The 16,140-nt window shown below is 64.1% G+C and carries 16 protein-coding genes and 1 tRNA gene; 8 read left to right on the top strand and 9 right to left on the bottom strand.

The features are described 5' to 3' along the window. Nucleotides 1-4 precede the first annotated feature (4 nt). The 3 genes from GVM20_RS04425 to GVM20_RS04415 are packed head-to-tail and all read right to left on the bottom strand — an operon-like array spanning nucleotide 5 to nucleotide 2,874. The gene (locus tag GVM20_RS04425) at nucleotides 5-1,372 is read right to left on the bottom strand and encodes an SPOR domain-containing protein (RefSeq protein ID WP_166546099.1); all 1,368 of its coding nucleotides are present in this window, start codon (nucleotides 1,370-1,372) and stop codon (nucleotides 5-7) included. A gap of 53 nt (nucleotides 1,373-1,425) precedes the next feature. Next, nucleotides 1,426-2,130: a type II toxin-antitoxin system HicB family antitoxin gene (locus GVM20_RS16265; protein ID WP_234031850.1), complete on the bottom strand. Its 705-nt coding sequence runs from the start codon at nucleotides 2,128-2,130 to the stop codon at nucleotides 1,426-1,428. Nucleotides 2,131-2,151: 21 nt separating this feature from the next. After that, nucleotides 2,152-2,874: an AAA family ATPase gene (locus GVM20_RS04415; protein ID WP_166546098.1), complete on the bottom strand. Its 723-nt coding sequence runs from the start codon at nucleotides 2,872-2,874 to the stop codon at nucleotides 2,152-2,154. Nucleotides 2,875-3,141: 267 nt separating this feature from the next. Here GVM20_RS04415 and GVM20_RS04410 point away from each other — a divergent pair, with 267 nt between their 5' ends. The 4 genes from GVM20_RS04410 to bfr all read left to right on the top strand — a co-directional run bounded on the left by GVM20_RS04410 (nucleotide 3,142) and on the right by bfr (nucleotide 6,516). Then, nucleotides 3,142-4,152 (top strand): SPOR domain-containing protein, encoded by a 1,011-nt coding sequence (locus GVM20_RS04410; protein ID WP_234031849.1) that lies wholly within the window; start codon nucleotides 3,142-3,144, stop codon nucleotides 4,150-4,152. A 97-nt stretch (nucleotides 4,153-4,249) separates the two neighbouring features. After that, the gene (locus tag GVM20_RS04405) at nucleotides 4,250-5,548 is read left to right on the top strand and encodes a DUF418 domain-containing protein (protein WP_166546097.1); all 1,299 of its coding nucleotides are present in this window, start codon (nucleotides 4,250-4,252) and stop codon (nucleotides 5,546-5,548) included. A gap of 147 nt (nucleotides 5,549-5,695) precedes the next feature. Beyond that, a complete protein-coding gene (locus tag GVM20_RS16260) occupies nucleotides 5,696-5,896 on the top strand; it encodes a (2Fe-2S)-binding protein (protein WP_234031848.1) in 201 nt (66 codons plus the stop codon). 137 nt (nucleotides 5,897-6,033) lie between these two features. Further along, a complete protein-coding gene (bfr, locus tag GVM20_RS04400) occupies nucleotides 6,034-6,516 on the top strand; it encodes a bacterioferritin (protein WP_160759206.1) in 483 nt (160 codons plus the stop codon). A gap of 67 nt (nucleotides 6,517-6,583) precedes the next feature. On the opposite strand, the gene GVM20_RS04395 is transcribed toward bfr, so the two are convergent. From GVM20_RS04395 to GVM20_RS04385, 3 genes are all read right to left on the bottom strand, one after another. Beyond that, the gene (locus tag GVM20_RS04395; RefSeq protein WP_166546096.1) at nucleotides 6,584-7,087 is read right to left on the bottom strand and encodes a DUF2721 domain-containing protein; all 504 of its coding nucleotides are present in this window, start codon (nucleotides 7,085-7,087) and stop codon (nucleotides 6,584-6,586) included. A 5-nt stretch (nucleotides 7,088-7,092) separates the two neighbouring features. Beyond that, nucleotides 7,093-8,505: a ribosome biogenesis GTPase Der gene (gene der, locus GVM20_RS04390; protein ID WP_166546095.1), complete on the bottom strand. Its 1,413-nt coding sequence runs from the start codon at nucleotides 8,503-8,505 to the stop codon at nucleotides 7,093-7,095. Nucleotides 8,506-8,569: 64 nt separating this feature from the next. Then, the gene (locus GVM20_RS04385; protein ID WP_166546094.1) at nucleotides 8,570-8,881 is read right to left on the bottom strand and encodes a DUF3297 family protein; all 312 of its coding nucleotides are present in this window, start codon (nucleotides 8,879-8,881) and stop codon (nucleotides 8,570-8,572) included. 136 nt (nucleotides 8,882-9,017) lie between these two features. Here GVM20_RS04385 and GVM20_RS04380 point away from each other — a divergent pair. After that, a tRNA-Leu gene (locus GVM20_RS04380) sits at nucleotides 9,018-9,102 on the top strand. Between the two features lie 61 nt (nucleotides 9,103-9,163). After that, on the top strand, nucleotides 9,164-10,774 hold the full coding sequence (gene tig / locus GVM20_RS04375; RefSeq protein WP_166546246.1) for a trigger factor: 1,611 nt from the start codon (nucleotides 9,164-9,166) through the stop codon (nucleotides 10,772-10,774). Nucleotides 10,775-10,860: 86 nt separating this feature from the next. Here tig and GVM20_RS04370 read toward each other — a convergent pair whose 3' ends face one another. Beyond that, the gene (locus tag GVM20_RS04370) at nucleotides 10,861-12,399 is read right to left on the bottom strand and encodes an amidase (protein WP_166546093.1); all 1,539 of its coding nucleotides are present in this window, start codon (nucleotides 12,397-12,399) and stop codon (nucleotides 10,861-10,863) included. Nucleotides 12,400-12,573: 174 nt separating this feature from the next. On the opposite strand from GVM20_RS04370, the gene clpP reads away from it, so the two are divergent. Together clpP and clpX are read left to right on the top strand one after the other, a co-directional pair. Beyond that, nucleotides 12,574-13,278 (top strand): ATP-dependent Clp endopeptidase proteolytic subunit ClpP, encoded by a 705-nt coding sequence (gene clpP / locus GVM20_RS04365; protein WP_166546245.1) that lies wholly within the window; start codon nucleotides 12,574-12,576, stop codon nucleotides 13,276-13,278. Between the two features lie 209 nt (nucleotides 13,279-13,487). Further along, the gene (gene clpX / locus GVM20_RS04360; protein WP_166546092.1) at nucleotides 13,488-14,753 is read left to right on the top strand and encodes an ATP-dependent Clp protease ATP-binding subunit ClpX; all 1,266 of its coding nucleotides are present in this window, start codon (nucleotides 13,488-13,490) and stop codon (nucleotides 14,751-14,753) included. A gap of 163 nt (nucleotides 14,754-14,916) precedes the next feature. Here clpX and GVM20_RS04355 read toward each other — a convergent pair whose 3' ends face one another. Together GVM20_RS04355 and GVM20_RS04350 are read right to left on the bottom strand one after the other, a co-directional pair. Then, on the bottom strand, nucleotides 14,917-15,282 hold the full coding sequence (locus GVM20_RS04355) for an endonuclease domain-containing protein (protein WP_166546091.1): 366 nt from the start codon (nucleotides 15,280-15,282) through the stop codon (nucleotides 14,917-14,919). Between the two features lie 282 nt (nucleotides 15,283-15,564). Then, nucleotides 15,565-16,122: a fasciclin domain-containing protein gene (locus GVM20_RS04350; protein WP_166546090.1), complete on the bottom strand. Its 558-nt coding sequence runs from the start codon at nucleotides 16,120-16,122 to the stop codon at nucleotides 15,565-15,567. Nucleotides 16,123-16,140: the final 18 nt, after the last annotated feature.

The raw sequence follows: 16,140 nt of genomic DNA, 5'->3' as shown, positions 1-16,140 counted from the left end.
AATTTCAGCGGCTGCGCGAGGCCATCTGCACGTCGCGCTTTACCCCGCCGGCGGGCGGTGCCGAGGCGGCATAGGCAAAGCAGCCGCGACCGGATGACTTGACCGTGCCGCACATCGATTGCGCGCTTTTCGGGCCGAAGCCAGCGGCAGCAACGCGCCAGAAATTGCGACCATTGACCACGGCTTCGGTGATGACCGGCTTGTGATCCTTGAGCTGCGGGAACTTCGCCTTCAGCACGTTCCAGCCGCGCTCGGCCTCGAGCTTGCTGCTGTAGGACCCGAGCTGGACGAGGTGCGTGCCTGCGGCCTTGTCGCTGGCGACAGGTGCCGGTGTGGCCGCCGGCGCCATGCGGCGCTGCGGCGACGCAGCGGCAACGCGCGATGCGGCAGGTGCTGCGCGCATCGGCAGTTCCTGCACCACCGGGTTCGACACGTAGCGGATGCCCGAGCCCGAAGGTTCGGGTGCGGCAAAGGCCTGCGCGAAGGTGGTGCCCGGTGCCGGCTGCGCGACGGGGGGCGGCGTCGGTGCGACGTAGGCAATTGTCATCGGCGCAGGTTCCGCCATCGCAAGGTCTGTCGCGGCTTCCTCTGCCGATGCGGCGGCCAGCATTTGCTGGCTCGGGAAGTTGGCGAGAGCCAATTGCTGCGGCTGACCACTGTCGGCGCGCGGGGTCACATCGAGCAGGGCAGCGATGCGCTGCTGGAACATCTCGGGTGCGGACATCGATGCCCATTGCGACAGGCGCGCTTCGAGCTGATCGGCTGGCACGTCTTCGGCCGCCATTACCCGCGCTGCGCGCCAATTGCCCGCCAGCGCGTAAGTATAAGCGAGGTTCTGGCGCAGCTTGGGCGTGGTCTGCTCGGCCGAGCGCACTGCGTTCACCAGCACATGCATGCCGCGTTCCGGCTGTCCGGCCAGCGCCAGTGCCAGGCCAAGGTCGGTCGGATCGATCGCCTGCGCATATTCGTCAAGCACGCTGACGGCTGCGCCCGAATCGCCCATAGCGATCTTGGCGAGCGCAAAGCTCAGGACCGTTCGCGGGTTCTCGTCACCGAGGTCGAGCGCGTCGCCGAAGCTGGTGGCAGCCGATTGGAATCGGCCCGCTTCAAGATAGGCGGCGCCCAGCAGCGCACGATAGCCCGGATTGCGCGGATCGGCACTGACTGCAGCTTCGGCGTAGGTGATCGCCTTGTTGACCTGGCCCTTGCTCAGCGCGGTCTGCGCCTTGCTGAAGGAAACCTGCGCGCCCGGAGCGGCATTGGCGGTCATGCTAGCCAGCGTCAGGCCTGCGATAGCGGTGGTGATGGCGAGCGCGAGGCGCGGCGCCCGATACGGCTTGGCGCGGCTGCCGGTCTTGAAGCTGCGGTCCATTGTCATTTCCCCCGTAAATCCGGTTGGTTCAGGTCAAGTTGATAAGTTGACGATCAGTGGCGTTTCATATGGTTGGCGATGACATCGAGCTCGTCATATTCGGCTAGCAGCCGGTCGAGCGCTTCGGTCACGAGCGCCTGTGCGCTGACACCTTGCATGGTGGCAGCAAGACGCAGTTTGAGGTGACGATCGGCATCAAGCCGGAGCGTGAAGGCAGCCCGGCGGCCAGCCTGCGCGGCTGGCACGCGGGCAGCGCGCACAGCGCGCGGCCGAGGGGCCGGTGCAACAATGACAGGCTCAGACTGCGGCGCGGGGGCAAGGGGCGCGTAATCGGCACCTTCGTCTTCGTCCGCGTATTCGCCCTCATCTTCGAAGGCCTCACCGTAAACCGGCTCGTCGTCTTCGTCATATTCGGGATCGGCATCTTCCGGGCCGGTCATCACTGCATCGGCGAGCACGCGCTCTTCGAGGCGGCGCTGCTGACGGCGCACGATCGGGCCACCGCCCGAAAAGGCGCCGGACACGAAATCATCGGCAGAAACATCGGCGTTGATCGGCACGATATCCGCACCTGCGCCTTGGCTGTCCGAATCGCCCATGTCGTTCCAGCCCAAGTCTTCAAGCTGGTCTTCGGCGAGCGCGGCAATCGCCGTCTCGTCAGCCACCAGCGGCGCGACCTGCGGACGCATCGCGGGCTTCGCGCCGCCCTTGCGGGCCAGCAGCGACGGGCCAAGCGAGGCAAAACCGGGTTCGGACATGGCCTGTTGCCTCCGCTGCGCTTACTGTGCGACCCGGCGACCGAAGCCGCCAGACGGACGCGGCAGGCCGCCGAGTTGCTGCGCCTGGCCATTGGGGGCCGGAGCAAACACGGTGCGGCGGAAGTTCTTTTCGAGCCGGTCAGCGATGTAGCGCCACAGCGCCGCGATCTCGGCAGCCGAGCGGCTTTCGGGATCGACTTCCATCACGGTGCGGCCATCGATCATCGAAGCGGCAAAGTCCGTGCGGTGGTGGAGCGTGATCGGCGCAACCGTGCCGTGCTGCGATAGCGCGACGGCGGCTTCCGAGGTGATCTTGGCCTTCGGGGTCGCGCCATTGACGACAAACACCAGCGGCTTGCCCGCACGCTCACACAGATCGACCGTTGCGCCGACAGCGCGCAGATCATGCGGGCTGGGCCGGGTCGGTACGACGATGAGTTCGGCGACCGAAATCACCGACTGGATCGCCATGGTGATAGCGGGCGGGGTGTCGATCACCGCCAGCTTGAAGCCCTGCTGGCGCAAGACCGCAAGGTCATTGGCGAGCCGCGCCACGGTGGTCTGGGCGAAAGCGGGATATTCCGCCTCACGCTCGTTCCACCAGTCGGCCAGCGAGCCCTGCGGGTCGATGTCGATCAATACGACCGGGCCAGCGCCAGCGCGCTGAGCCTGGACGGCAAGATGTCCGGACAGGGTGGTCTTGCCCGATCCACCTTTCTGCGATGCCAAAGCGAGTACACGCACGCCTGGGTCCCCCTGGATTGAACCGTCCAGGCCCGCCCTATTGCGACACCTGATAACGGCTGGATGGACACGGGATCGCAGGATACCCCTAATTTAGGGTTAACATCGCCGACCTTCCTGAAAGGCGGCAATCGCTTTGGCGCAAGGACTTGCACCCTGCGGCAGCCCGAGGGAGGGGCGGGCAACCATTTGCTAACCTTGTTTCGGCTACATTGTGCGCGACGGAATTTTTCTCATACCCGACGAGGCATGACAGCAATGGTAAGGATGATCGCAGCACAGTTTTCGCGCAAGGCGGCGACCGGGCTTGGCGTAGCGGTGCTGGCGCTGCTGGCCGCGCCCGCCGTGGCCGACGTCAAGGCCGGGGTCGATGCGTGGAGCGCGGGCGATTTCTCGCGCGCCGTGGTCGAATGGCAGGGTCCGGCAGCGGCGGGCGATCCCGATGCGCTGTTCAACCTCGCGCAGGCCTATCGTCTGGGCCGCGGGGTCGAGATCGACAATGCGCGCGCACGGAAGCTCTATGAACAGGCCGCCAGTCTTGGCCATGTGAAGGCGGCGGACAATTACGGACTGATGCTGTTCCAGGAAGGCGAGCAGGAAAAGGCGATGCCGCTGATCAAAGCAGCGGCTGAACGCGGCGATCCGCGCGCGCAATATGTGCTGGGCCTGTCACACTTCAACGCCGATTACGCCCCGCGCGACTGGGTGCGCGCCTATGCTTTGATGACGCTGGCGAATGGCTCAGGCCTGCCGCAGGCGCGTGACGCATTGGCGCAGATGGACAAGTATATTCCGCAAGGCCAGCGCAGCCAGGCCCAGTCGCTCGCGCGGGACATCGAGGCCGGGGCCAAGGCGCAGCGTTCGGCCGAACTGGCTGCTGCCGACCTGGGAACGCGCCCCGCCGCTCCGGCTCCCGTAGTTGCTGCCGTCACGCAGCCGACGCCCAAGCCTGTGACGCCTGTTCCGGTTGCTTTCACCATGACACCCAAGCCTGCTCCCGCGTCCAACCCGCCCGCCGCGGCAGCGCCCGCGCCCGCGCGCAAGCAGGGCAAGTGGCGCGTCCAGCTGGGGGCCTTCGGGGTCGCGGCCAATGCCGACCGGCTGTGGAGCCAGCTTGGCAAGCACGCGGCCCTCGCAGGCACGAAGAAGACACTGCTGCCCAGCGGCAATCTCACGCGCCTGCTCGCCACCGGCTTTGCCAGCGAGGCTGAGGCCACCCGCGCCTGCGCCGCGCTCAAGCGTGACGGGAAAGCCTGCGTCGTCGCCGGTCAGGGTTAAGCGTCCGACTGGCCGCCATAAGGCTCCGACAAGCAGCGCTTCCCAAGTGCTGCGGAGGTGATACTATCCCCCTTGTTTTTGGGCCGGGGGATCAGCCATGAATGAGACGCTTTCGCCGCAAGCGGCAGGGGAAATTTTCGGCACGCAGGAGCGCTCGGTCGCCCCTGTCAGCGCTGCCGAACGCATTGATACGCTCGATTTTATCCGCGGTCTTGCGGTGATGGGCATCCTTGCCGCCAATATCGTCGCCTTCGGCCAGCCGTTTGAAGCCTACATGTACCCAGCTGCGTTCCTGACCGATGCGGGCGATCCGGGCGGGTGGATGTGGATCACGCAGTTCATCCTGATCGACGGCAAGATGCGCGGGCTGTTCACGCTGCTGTTCGGCGCGGGGATGTATCTCTTCATGGAGAAAGCCTGGGCGCGCGGCGCGACGCGCAAGCTTCAGGCGTGGCGGCTGGTGATCTTGATGGCCTTCGGGATGATCCACTTCTTCTTTATCTGGCCGGGCGACATCCTGTTCTATTACGGCTTGTTTGGCCTCGTCGTGCTGGCCTGCCTCCGGTGGAACGTGAAAACCCAGTTGGGGGTAGGGCTGGGAGGCTACATGGTCGGCGTGGTGTTCTATGCCGCGGCGATGAGCTTTCCTTGGGCAGTGGTCGACACGCCCTTCGGCGCAAGCTCGCCCGAGATGCTGGACACGCGCGCCGAGATGATTGCCGGGATCGATGAGGCGGTGGCGCATGGCGCGGTGGCCAATGATGCGATCATCGCGGGGGATTATCCCGCTCTGGTTGCCCACCGTTTGGCCGAACAGTGGATGGAGCCGTGGAGCAATGCCCTGTTCTTCTGCCTTGAGACCATTCCGCTGATGCTGATCGGGATCGCGCTTTACCGGATGGGGTTCTTTTCAGGCGGGTTTGACCGGGGGAAGATGATTCGGTGGGGCTGGATCGGGCTGATCGCCGGGGTGGCGGCGCATCTGGCGCTCGGCTTGGTGGTGCAGGCCGGCGGTTTCACATTCTACGGGACGCTCGCCGCCTTCATGGGCTGGAGCCCGCTGCCACGTCTGTGGATGGTGCTGAGCATCGCCGCGCTGCTGGTGGCCTATGCGCCGTCGGCGACGGGCTGGGTGGGTGAACGGGTGCGGGCGGCGGGACGGGCGGCCTTCACCAATTACCTTGGCACGTCGATTGTGATGATGTTCGTCTTCCACGGCTGGGCGCTGGGGCTGTTCGGGCAATTGAACCGCCCGCAGCTTTACATCGTGGTGGCGCTGACCTGCGTCCTGATGCTGGCGTGGTCGAAGCCCTGGCTTGATCGCTACCGCTACGGCCCGCTCGAATGGCTGTGGCGGTGCCTGACCTACAGGACTGTGTTCCCGTTGCGGAAGTGACCAACGCTCCTTTTTGACTCTGATTCGGCCTGTCGAAAGGCAGGCCGACCAGCCGCCCTCAGCGACACTGAAAAAATTCCTTGTTATTGAGAATAACTCGCATAGATTCCTTCCTGCAAACGCTTCGCAGGAAAGATTCGCACGCTCATGTACATCTGCATTTGCAATGCCATTCGTGAAACCGATCTGCGCAAGGCCGCGCTTTCTTGCGAAGGCGACGCTGAAGCGACTTATGCCTGCCTCGGCAAGCGACCCAATTGCGGCCAGTGCCTTGAAGAAGCGCAGGAAATTATCGACGCTGAACGCGCAGCGGCATCATGCGAGGTATTCGCAGTAGAGGCGGCCTGAACCGCGATTGCGAACGTCTCGCAAGCGACTGATTCGCAAAGATATTTCCTGACGCCCCCTTGCGGACAAGTCCCGGCAGCGTGTATCTTGCGCGCAACGCCGCAACCCGGCTTTGATATTTCGCAAAGGACATCCCCATGAAGGGCGACCCCAAGGTCATCGACTATCTCAATCAGGCGCTCACGAATGAGCTGACCGCGATCAACCAGTATTGGCTGCATTACCGCGTGCTCGACAACTGGGGCATGAAGAAGCTCGCCGCTTACGAACGCCATGAATCGATCGAGGAAATGGAGCACGCCGATAAGCTCGCCGAACGCATCCTGTTCCTTGAAGCGCTGCCCAATTTTCAGGCAATTCACAAGCTGAAGGTCGGTGAGACGGTCGAGGAAGTCCTCAAGGCCGATCTCGCGCTCGAACACGAAGCGATCCCGCTGCTTAAGGATGCGGCGGAATATGCCCGCAGCGTGAAGGATCATACCTCGGCCGGATTGTTCGAGGACATCCTCAAGAACGAGGAAGAGCATGTCGACTTCCTCGAAACCCAGTTCGAGATGATCGAGCGGATGGGGCTGCACAATTATTGTCAGCTGCAAAGCGCGCCCGCCGGCGACAGCTAAGGGCTAACCGCAAGGGTGCTGAAAAAAGGGGCAGGGCCGGATGCGGCTCTGTCCCTTTTGCTTTTGGTCAGTCTTTCGGCACCTGCGCCCCGATGGCGGCCAAGCGCGTTTCCAGCAGGAAGAACCCCAGCCCCGTCACCAGCAGGGCCATTGTCAGCACCCACATAAAGGCAATCACAGTGCCGATCTGGGAGGTGATGTAGGCCGAGATGAACAGCAGCATGATCACTGCGCTGATCATCACCGCCGCTGCGGTGGAGAACAGGATTGCGCCCTGCATCAGCTTGCGCCGCCGCATCAGCCAGCCGAATTCGCGCATCTGTCGCGGCGTGCGGTGTTCTTCCATCTTGTCCTCGATGGTCTCGATCCGCTTGGCGATCCAGATCATCCGGCTCATGATGACATTCATCACGGCGCCGATCCCGGACAGCAGGAACGCTGGCGCGAGGCTCAATTGCACCACCTGCTGCACCCGCGGGGTGGAGGCGGTGCGCTCGAAAATCTCCAGCGCGAAGGGCAGGCGGGCCTCGGCGGCGATGGCAGCGACTGGGGCGAGCAGGTCGAGCACCATCCCGGCTAGTCCTTGGCGTAGGGGTTCTTGTTGGTCTTCAGCGTGACGCGCACCGGCACGGCATCAAAGCCGAGCTTGGCGCGGATACCGTTCACCAGATAGCGTTCATAGCTGGTCGGCAGGAGGTCGAGCCGCGAGCCGAAAATCACGAAGCGCGGCGGGCGGGTGCCAGCCTGCGTGATATAACGCAGCTTGATCCGCTTGCCGCCGGGTGCCGGGGGCGGGTTGGCCTCCAGCGCATCGTCAAACCAGCGGTTGAGCGCTGCGGTCGAAACGCGCTTGGACCATGCCTCACGCAGTTCGAACGCGCCGCCGAGCATCTGGTCGAGGCCCTTGCCGGTCTTGGCCGAGACAGCGAACAAGGGAAGCCCGCGCACCTGCGCAAGGCCATCGTCCAGGGCAGCGCGGATGCCGTTGAACAGTTTGCTTGCGTCCTCGGCCACGTCCCACTTGTTGATCGCGATCATCAGCGCGCGGCCTTCTTCGAGCACGTGGCTGGCGATCTTCAGGTCCTGATGCTCAAGGCCCTGCGTCGCATCAAGCAGCAGCACCACGACCTCGGCAAAATCTACCGCCCGGCGCGCGTCCGCGACCGAGAGCTTTTCGAGCTTTTCGGTGACGTTCTTCTTTTTGCGCATCCCGGCGGTGTCGATCAGCCGGATCTCGCGCGTCTCGCCGGTCTTGGGGTCGGTCCAATCCCAGTCGATCGCAATCGAATCACGGGTGATCCCGGCTTCCGGGCCGGTCAGCAGGCGGTCTTCGCCGAGCAGGCGGTTGATGAGCGTGGATTTGCCCGCATTGGGGCGACCCACGATGGCAAGCTTCAGCGGCCCGGTCGGGCGATCATCTTCGTCCATCGCCGCGATTTCGGCGCGGGTGATGTCGTTGAATTCTTCCCATTCCTCGGATGCGGCGCCAATGATCGGCCAAAGACCGCCGAACAGATCGGCGATGCCTTCGCCATGCTCTGCCGACATGGCAAGCGGCTCGCCCAGGCCGAGCGCATAGGCTTCCATCGCGCCGCTTTCACCGCTCTTGCCTTCGGCCTTGTTGGCAACGACCACCACCGGCACTTCCTGCTCGCGCAGGTAGCGGGCGATTTCCTCGTCGAGCGGAGTCAGGCCCGCGCGCGCATCGACCACGAACACCGCGGCGTCCGCGCCTTCGAGGCTGGCTTCGGTCTGGATCCGCATCCGACCGGGCAAGGTGTGCGCGTCCTCGTCCTCCCACCCGGCGGTGTCGACGATGGTGAACTTCAGCCCTGCGATCTCCGCATCGCCCATCCGCCGGTCGCGCGTGACGCCGGGCTGATCGTCGACGAGGGCGAGTTTCTTGCCCACCAGCCGGTTAAACAGCGTGGACTTGCCCACATTGGGGCGACCGATGATGACGACTTCAGGCTTTTTGGGGAGGGGCATAACCCCGCCCAAGTGGGCGCAAACGCCCGTTTTGGCAAGCCGGAGGGAGAATCGCCCTTGCGCGTCAGCCCTTGCGGGCGACCGGGGGGTTCTCGCCGAGGTCTTCAAACCAGGCTTCGACCGGGCCGGTGAGCTTCAGCGTCAGCGGCTGGCCCTTGCGGTCCATCGCCTTACCGGCCTGCACCCGCACCCAGCCTTCGGAGATCGAGTATTCCTCGATATCCGTGCGCACGCGGTCCTTGAACCGGATGCCGACGCCGCGCTGGAGCTTTTCCGCATCGAAGAACGGGCTGCGCGGATTGACCGACAGGTGATCGGGCGGAACGTCTGCACCAGCGGTGGCTGCGGGGACGATTTCAGGGGTTTCTTCGGTCATGCGCGCGCCCTTAATCGCCAATGCCGCTCCCTTCAAGCGTGTTGCGCTTGCCCTTTTCGGCGGAGCGGGATAGAGGCGCTCGCTAATACGCGCGGGGTGCCTTAGTCGGTTTCCCCGCGCGGCTTCGTTCGGGCATGCGGGCGTGGCGAAATTGGTAGACGCACCAGATTTAGGTTCTGGCATCGCAAGATGTGGGGGTTCGAGTCCCTTCGCCCGCACCAAATTCGCCCCGAACCAGCCCGGCTCACCGGATTTATGGCAAGAAGGCTTCAATCAGTCACCATGCAGACCAAGCAGACCGTCAACGAAGGGCTCAAGCGCGCCTATCTCATCACGATCCCCGCCGCCGATCTCACCGCGAAGATCGACGCCGAGATCAAGAAGGTTGCGCCGCAGGTGCGGATGCCCGGCTTCCGTCCGGGCAAGGTGCCCGCCAACCTCGTCAAGAAGATGCATGGCGAAGCCCTGCACGGCCAGGTGGTGAACGACACGATCCGCGAATCGGTCGACAAGCTGCTGCGCGACGAAGCGCTGCGTCCGGCGATGCAGCCCGAAATCGGCCTCAATGACGATTACGAGCAGGGCAAGGACGCCCAGATCACCGTCAGCCTCGAAGTGCTGCCCGCGATCGAAGCGCCGAGCCTTGACGGGCTGAAGCTCGAAAAGCTGGTCGTGCCGGTGACGGACGCACAGATCGACGAAGCGCTTGGCAACATTGCCTCGCAGAACAAGAGCTACAAGGACGCGCCCAAGACCAAGAAGGCGGCCGATGGCGACCAGCTGATCATCGACTTCGTCGGCAAGCTCGATGGCGTTGAGTTCGATGGCGGCAAGGCTGAAGACGCGGCACTGGTGCTCGGTTCGGGCACCTTCATCCCCGGCTTCGAAGACCAGCTGGTCGGCGTGAAGACCGGCGCGGAAAAGACGATCACCGTTACCTTCCCCGCCGATTATCAGGCCGCGCACCTCGCGGGCAAGGACGCCACCTTCGACATTACTGTGAAGGCGGTGAAGGTCGAAACCGAAACCACGCTGGACGAAGAATTCGCCAAGAGCCTCGGTCTCGACAGCTTGGACAAGCTGCGCGAGATCATGAAGGCGCAGCTGGAGCAGCAGACCGCTGGCCTGACCCGCACCCAGATGAAGCGCGCGCTGCTCGATCAGCTGGCCGCTGGCCACAGCTTTGAAGTCCCCGGCACCATGGTCGAAGCGGAATTCCAGCAGATCTGGGCCCAGCTCCAGCAGGAAGCCGCGCGTGACGAGGATCCCGCTGGCGCGCTCAAGCAGATCGAAGACGAGAAGGACGAATACCGTTCGATCGCCGAACGCCGCGTGCGTCTGGGCTTGCTGCTCTCGGAAATCGGCCAGGCCAATGGCGTGGAAGTGACCCAGCAGGAAATGTCCATGCTGATCCAGCAGGCCGCGATGCAGTACCGCAACGAGGACCGTGAGCGCTTCGTGCAGTACATCCAGTCCGAGCCGATGGCCGCTGCCCAGCTGCGCGCGCCGTTGTATGAGGACAAGGTCGTCGACTTCCTGTTCGACAAGGCCGACGTCACCGAGCGTGAAGTGACCGTCGAGGAACTTCAGGCGGCGATCGAAGCCGAAGACGGCGCGGAAGCCGCACCGGCTCCGAAGAAGGCCGCGGCGAAGAAGAAGCCTGCTTCGAGCAAGGCCGAGAAGGCTCCGGCCAAGAAGGCGGAAGCTGCGGCTGAAGAAGCTCCGGCCGCTGAAGACAAGCCCGCCAAGAAGGCGCCTGCCAAGAAGAAGGCCGACGACGCGGAAGCCAAGCCTGCCGCCAAGAAAGCCCCGGCGAAGAAGGCCGAAGCTGCGGCTGAGGAAAAGCCTGCTGCGAAGAAGGCCCCGGCCAAGAAGGCTGCTGCCAAGAAGTAATCTACCAGTGCGCCCCCGCGAAGGCGGGGGCCTCAGGCGTCATAGCGCGAAGCCGACCGAGGTCCCCGCCTGCGCGGGGACTCACCCTAATCTTCGAGCGGTCGCCATGGACGGAATGTGGGCGCGGGCAGTTTGGCTGTCCGCGCTTTTTCGTAGGCCGCGCCGGCTTTCAGCACCGCATGGTCCTGCCACTGGCCGCCCATGATGCTGATCCCCACCGGCAGGCCCTCGACCCCGCCCATCGGCACCGTGAGGTGCGGATAGCCGGCAATCGCGGCGAGATAGCCTGCGCCGATTCCCCCGCCGAAATTGTCGCCATTGACGAGGTCGGTGGTCCATGCCGGGCCGGTGGTCGGCGCGACGAGGAAGCTGACGCTGTTATCTGCCAGCAGCTTGTCGATCCCCTCGGCGCGCGTCAGGCGGCGCAGCGTGGCGAGGTTTGTGGCATAGGCTTCCGCGTCAGTCGTTTCGAGCGCCTGTTCGAACAGCTCCTGCCCGAACCAGCGCATCTCTGCCCCTGGGTTGGCGCGATTGAAGGCGACCACATCGGCGAGACTGCGCGGGCCTTCAGCAACGGGGCGACCGCTCAGATATTTGTCCATCTCGACCCGCAGTTCATAGAGAAGCACCGGGAGCGAGGCCGCCCACAGCTCACCCGGCGGGGCATATTCGACATCGACCAGCACGGCGCCTGCACGGGTGAGATCGGCCAGCGCCGCTTCGAACAGCGCCTTCACATCCCCGCGGCTTCCCACGGCGCTGCGCAGCACACCGATCCGCACGCCTTGCAGCGAGGCGGTCTCCAGCCCGGCGGTGTAGTCCTTCACCCGCTTGGCTTCGCGCGTCACCGGATCGGCCTTGTCCTCGCCCGCAATCGCGGTCAGCAGCAATGCGGCATCCAGCACCGTGCGGGTCATTGGCCCGGCGGTGTCCTGCGTGCTCGAAATCGGCACCACATGGGTGCGGCTGACGATCCCGACACTGGGCTTGAACCCGACGAGGCCGTTGATCGCCGCAGGGCACGTGATCGAGCCATTGGTCTCGGTCCCGATTGCGCCCCATGCAAAGCCCGCCGCAATCGCCGCGCCGCTGCCGCTGGAGGAACCGCAGGTGTTGCGGTCGATGGCATAGGGGTTGCGCGTCAGCCCGCCGACCGCGCTCCACCCGCTGGTCGAACCGTCGGAGCGGATATTGGCCCATTCGGACAGGTTGGTCTTGCCCAGCACCACGCCGCCATTCTTGCGCAGCAGGGCGATGAGCGGTGCATCGCGGCCCGTGGCATTGTCCTTCAAGGCGAGGCTGCCCGCGGTCGTCGGCCATTCGGCGGTCTCGACATTGTCCTTCACCAGCACGGTGCGCCCGCGCAAGGGGCCGGTGCCGAGCATTTGCCGCGCCTTGACCGAAGCGGCGGGATCATAGTCGATCACGGCATTGATGCGCGGGCCGTTATCATCGAGCGCCTGGATGCGCAGAATGTACTCATCGGCCGCCAGCAGTTCGTTCATGGCCGCCCGGTCTTGCGGGCTGTTGGCCGGGGCCGGGCTTGCGGTTTGGGCTAAAGCTGCGGTGGCCGAGGTGGCGAGCAGCAGGGCGAGGGCCGGGCGGACGAGGTGGGCTGTTTTCATTGCTCAGGGGTTTGCCACGGTTATGCGCAACAGCAAGGGGCAAAACGCCCCGGATGGCGGTGCTTATACGCCGCCAATGCACACCAATTCACAGGGACAAGGTAAACGCCCTTGAAATTGCCCCCCAGCGTCCGACATAGCCGTATCGACACCTACGAAGGACACGGCACTGACATGATCGATCTGTTCGGCAATTCCGGCGAAACCCACGGCACCCAGGGACAGTTCACGCGCGATCCCGTTACGGGCGCGCTGGTGCCGATGGTCGTCGAGCAGACGAGCCGCGGTGAACGCAGCTTTGATATCTTCTCGCGCCTGCTGCGCGAACGCATCGTGTTCGTCACCGGTCAGGTCGAAGACGGCATGGCCTCGCTGATCGTGGCGCAGCTGCTGTTCCTCGAAAGCGAAAACCCTTCGAAGCCGATCAGCATGTACATCAACTCGCCGGGCGGCGTGGTGACGGCCGGCCTCGCGATCTTCGACACCATGCAGTACATCAAGCCGCGCGTATCGACCGTGTGCATCGGCCAGGCCGCCAGCATGGGCAGCTTCCTGCTGGCCGCGGGCGAGCCGGGTATGCGCGTGGCGCTCCCCAATGCGCGGATCATGATCCACCAGCCTTCGGGCGGCGCGCGCGGGATGGCTTCGGACATCGAGATTCAGGCGCGCGAAATCCTGCGCATCCGCAGCCGCATGAACGACCTCTATGTGAAGTTCACCGGCCGCAGCCTTGAGGAAATCGAAAAGGCGATGGACCGCGACACTTTCCTCGAAGCCGAAGAAGCCAAGGCCTTTGGTCTGGTCGACAAGGTGTTCGAGACCCGGCCCGAAAACGACGAAACCAGCGATGAGCTCGGTTCGGGCGGCGCGCCTGAGTAAGGCCAGCATCAAGGCTTTGCCTGCCACCTGCACCGGGGCGGGACAGTGGCCTTACAAGGCCGCTTTTCCCATTCATCCGGCAGCAGTGCCGCTATGGTAACAACACGAAATATCGCGCCATGTGTTGATTCATCTGGTGCCATGGATACACTTGACGAATCCGCCATCCGCGTAGCGCAGCGTGCAGGGCTGGATTCGAGGACACAGGAATGACCAAATTGAGCGGATCCGATAGCAAGAGCACCCTCTACTGCAGCTTCTGCGGGAAGTCGCAGCACGAGGTGCGCAAGCTTATCGCCGGCCCGACCGTGTTCATCTGCGATGAATGCGTGGAGCTGTGCAACGACATCATCCGCGAGGAAACCAAGGCAGGGATCGCCGGCAAGAAAGACGGCGAGATCCCCACGCCGATGGATATCTTCACCCAGCTCAATGATTACGTGATCGGGCAGGACCGCGCGAAGCGCGTGCTCTCGGTCGCGGTGCACAACCACTACAAGCGGCTGAAGCACTCCGGCAAGTCGGGCGATGTCGAGCTGGCGAAGTCGAACATCCTGCTGGTCGGACCGACCGGTTCGGGCAAGACGCTGCTGGCGCAAACGCTGGCACGCACCTTCGACGTGCCCTTCACGATGGCCGATGCGACCACGCTGACCGAAGCGGGCTATGTCGGCGAAGATGTCGAGAACATCATCCTGAAGCTGCTGCAATCCTCCGACTACAATGTCGAAAAGGCGCAGCACGGGATCGTCTACATCGACGAGATCGACAAGATCACGCGCAAGGCCGAAAACCCCTCGATCACCCGCGATGTTTCGGGCGAAGGCGTGCAGCAAGCGCTACTCAAGCTGATGGAAGGCACCACCGCCAGCGTTCCGCCGCAAGGCGGGCGCAAGCATCCGCAGCAGGAATTCTTGCAGGTCGACACCACGAACATCCTGTTCATCTGCGGCGGGGCCTTTGCCGGTCTGGACAAGATCATTGCGGATCGCTTGCAGAAGCGCAGCATCGGTTTCGGCGCGCATGTTGCCGATCCTGACAAGCGCCGCGTGGGCGAGCTGCTCGAAAAGTCCGAGCCTGAGGATCTCCTCAAGTTCGGTCTGATCCCCGAATTCGTCGGCCGTCTGCCGGTGATCGCCACGCTGCACGATCTCGACGTGCCGGCGCTGGTGACGATCCTCAACGAGCCCAAGAACGCGCTGGTGAAGCAGTACCGCAAGCTGTTCGAGCTTGAGGATGTCGAACTGACCTTCACGCCCGACGCGCTTCAGGCGATTGCCGAGCGTGCGATCAAGCGCAAGACCGGCGCGCGCGGCCTGCGCTCGATTGTCGAAGGCCTGCTGCTCGACACGATGTTCGACCTGCCGGATATGGAAGGCGTGACCGAGATCGTGATCGACGCCGATGTGGTCGCGAGCAAGAAGGAACCGATCCGCGTGATCGGCCTGGAAAAGAAGAAAGAAGAAGCGGCGTAATCTGTCGCGCTGACGGGGTTCACCCCTCCGTCGCGCGCCTGACAACGCGCACCACCTCCCCATCCTTGCAGGACGGGGAGGAACAGCGGATCATCAAGCCTCTCCCCGTTGCGCAGCAATGGGGAGGTGGCAGCGGCCTCAGCCGCTGACGGAGGGTTTGTTTTCAAGCCTCCCCGTCGATGACCGCCTGACACATTAGCGCCATCGCCTCAGCCACCTGAGCCGGATCTTTGAGCACATCGCGCGCCGGGATCCGCACGACCCTGATGCCCTGTGCCGACAGCCAAGCGTCCCGCGCCGCATCTCGCTCAGGCCGGTCTCCCAAGTCATGTGCGACCCCGTCGATCTCGAACGCGCACTTGGCAGCCGGGCAATAGAAATCGAGCACGTAGCGCCCGACCGGGTGCTGGCGGCGGAACTTCACACCTCCCATCTTGCCGCGCAATTCGCGCCACAGCAGGCCCTCCGGTAGGCTCGGGCTCTTTCGTTGCGCGCGGGCGAGGGAGTAGTTGTGGCCGCTCTTGCGCATTTACCCCTCCGTCAGCGGCTGCGCCGCTGCCACCTCCCCATCCTTGCAGGACGGGGAGAAACTTAACACACTGTAAGGTCAACAAAAAGTCTCTCCCCGTTGCGCAGCAATGGGGAGGTGGCAGACGCCGCAGGCGGCTGACGGAGGGGTAGAATTCGTCCATCCCCCCAAATCAAAACCCCGCCCGGCCTCGGGGGGAGGCCGGACGGGGTCGGGAGAAGCGCTGCCCCTCGGATGGAGGGGATGGGGGTTTGAGGGACAGCGCCAGCTTGTCCGTTAAAATCAGCCCGGCAGGAACACGCCGTCAGTGACGTGAACCACGCCGTTCGACGTCATGACGTCGGCCTGTGTCACGGCGGTCACGCCGCCGGCAGCATCGGTGATGACGATCTTGTCACCCGAAAGGCGCGCGGTCAGTTCGCCGCCCGCAAGCGTGTTGATGGTCGCTTCGCCGCCGTGCTGGTTGATCAGCTTGACGAGATCGGCACTGGTCACTTTGCCCGCAACCGCATGGTAGGTGAGGATGCCGGTCAGCATACCCTTGTTTTCCGGCTTCACCAGGGTGGCCACGGTGCCTTCAGGCAGCTTGGCGAAGGCGGTGTCGGTCGGGGCGAAAACCGTGAAGGGGCCGGGGCCGCTCAGCGTTTCGACGAGGCCAGCGGCCTTGACGGCGGCGACGAGGGTGTTGTGGACGCCGGTGCTCATCGCCGTCTGGACGATGTTCGGCGCGGCCTTGGCATGGTCGCTATGCTGATGGGCGACGGCGGGGAGTGCGGCAAAGCCGGTGGTGGCGGCCAGAGCGGCGGCGATCACGGCAGTCAGGGTGTTCTTGGGGGTCACAGTGGGGATCTCCGTAAA

Origin of the sequence: Porphyrobacter sp. SLTP, from assembly GCF_009905735.1 — a bacterium.
In the GTDB taxonomy this organism is placed as follows: domain Bacteria; phylum Pseudomonadota; class Alphaproteobacteria; order Sphingomonadales; family Sphingomonadaceae; genus Erythrobacter.
This window is presented reverse-complemented; position numbering and strand designations above follow the sequence as displayed.

Bases quoted from the DNA above. Each gene is read 5' to 3' on its own strand.
- tig (WP_166546246.1), top strand. From the start codon at position 9,164: ATGCAGACCAAGCAGACCGTCAACGAAGGGCTCAAGCGCGCCTATCTC.
- GVM20_RS04395 (WP_166546096.1), bottom strand. From the start codon at position 7,087: ATGGTGCTCGACCTGCTCGCCCCAGTCGCTGCCATCGCCGCCGAGGCC.
- bfr (WP_160759206.1), top strand. From the start codon at position 6,034: ATGAAGGGCGACCCCAAGGTCATCGACTATCTCAATCAGGCGCTCACG.
- der (WP_166546095.1), bottom strand. From the start codon at position 8,505: ATGCCCCTCCCCAAAAAGCCTGAAGTCGTCATCATCGGTCGCCCCAAT.
- GVM20_RS16265 (WP_234031850.1), bottom strand. From the start codon at position 2,130: ATGTCCGAACCCGGTTTTGCCTCGCTTGGCCCGTCGCTGCTGGCCCGC.
- GVM20_RS04355 (WP_166546091.1), bottom strand. From the start codon at position 15,282: ATGCGCAAGAGCGGCCACAACTACTCCCTCGCCCGCGCGCAACGAAAG.
- clpP (WP_166546245.1), top strand. From the start codon at position 12,574: ATGATCGATCTGTTCGGCAATTCCGGCGAAACCCACGGCACCCAGGGA.
- GVM20_RS04410 (WP_234031849.1), top strand. From the start codon at position 3,142: ATGATCGCAGCACAGTTTTCGCGCAAGGCGGCGACCGGGCTTGGCGTA.
- GVM20_RS04405 (WP_166546097.1), top strand. From the start codon at position 4,250: ATGAATGAGACGCTTTCGCCGCAAGCGGCAGGGGAAATTTTCGGCACG.
- GVM20_RS16260 (WP_234031848.1), top strand. From the start codon at position 5,696: ATGTACATCTGCATTTGCAATGCCATTCGTGAAACCGATCTGCGCAAG.
- clpX (WP_166546092.1), top strand. From the start codon at position 13,488: ATGACCAAATTGAGCGGATCCGATAGCAAGAGCACCCTCTACTGCAGC.
- GVM20_RS04425 (WP_166546099.1), bottom strand. From the start codon at position 1,372: ATGGACCGCAGCTTCAAGACCGGCAGCCGCGCCAAGCCGTATCGGGCG.
- GVM20_RS04370 (WP_166546093.1), bottom strand. From the start codon at position 12,399: ATGAAAACAGCCCACCTCGTCCGCCCGGCCCTCGCCCTGCTGCTCGCC.
- GVM20_RS04385 (WP_166546094.1), bottom strand. From the start codon at position 8,881: ATGACCGAAGAAACCCCTGAAATCGTCCCCGCAGCCACCGCTGGTGCA.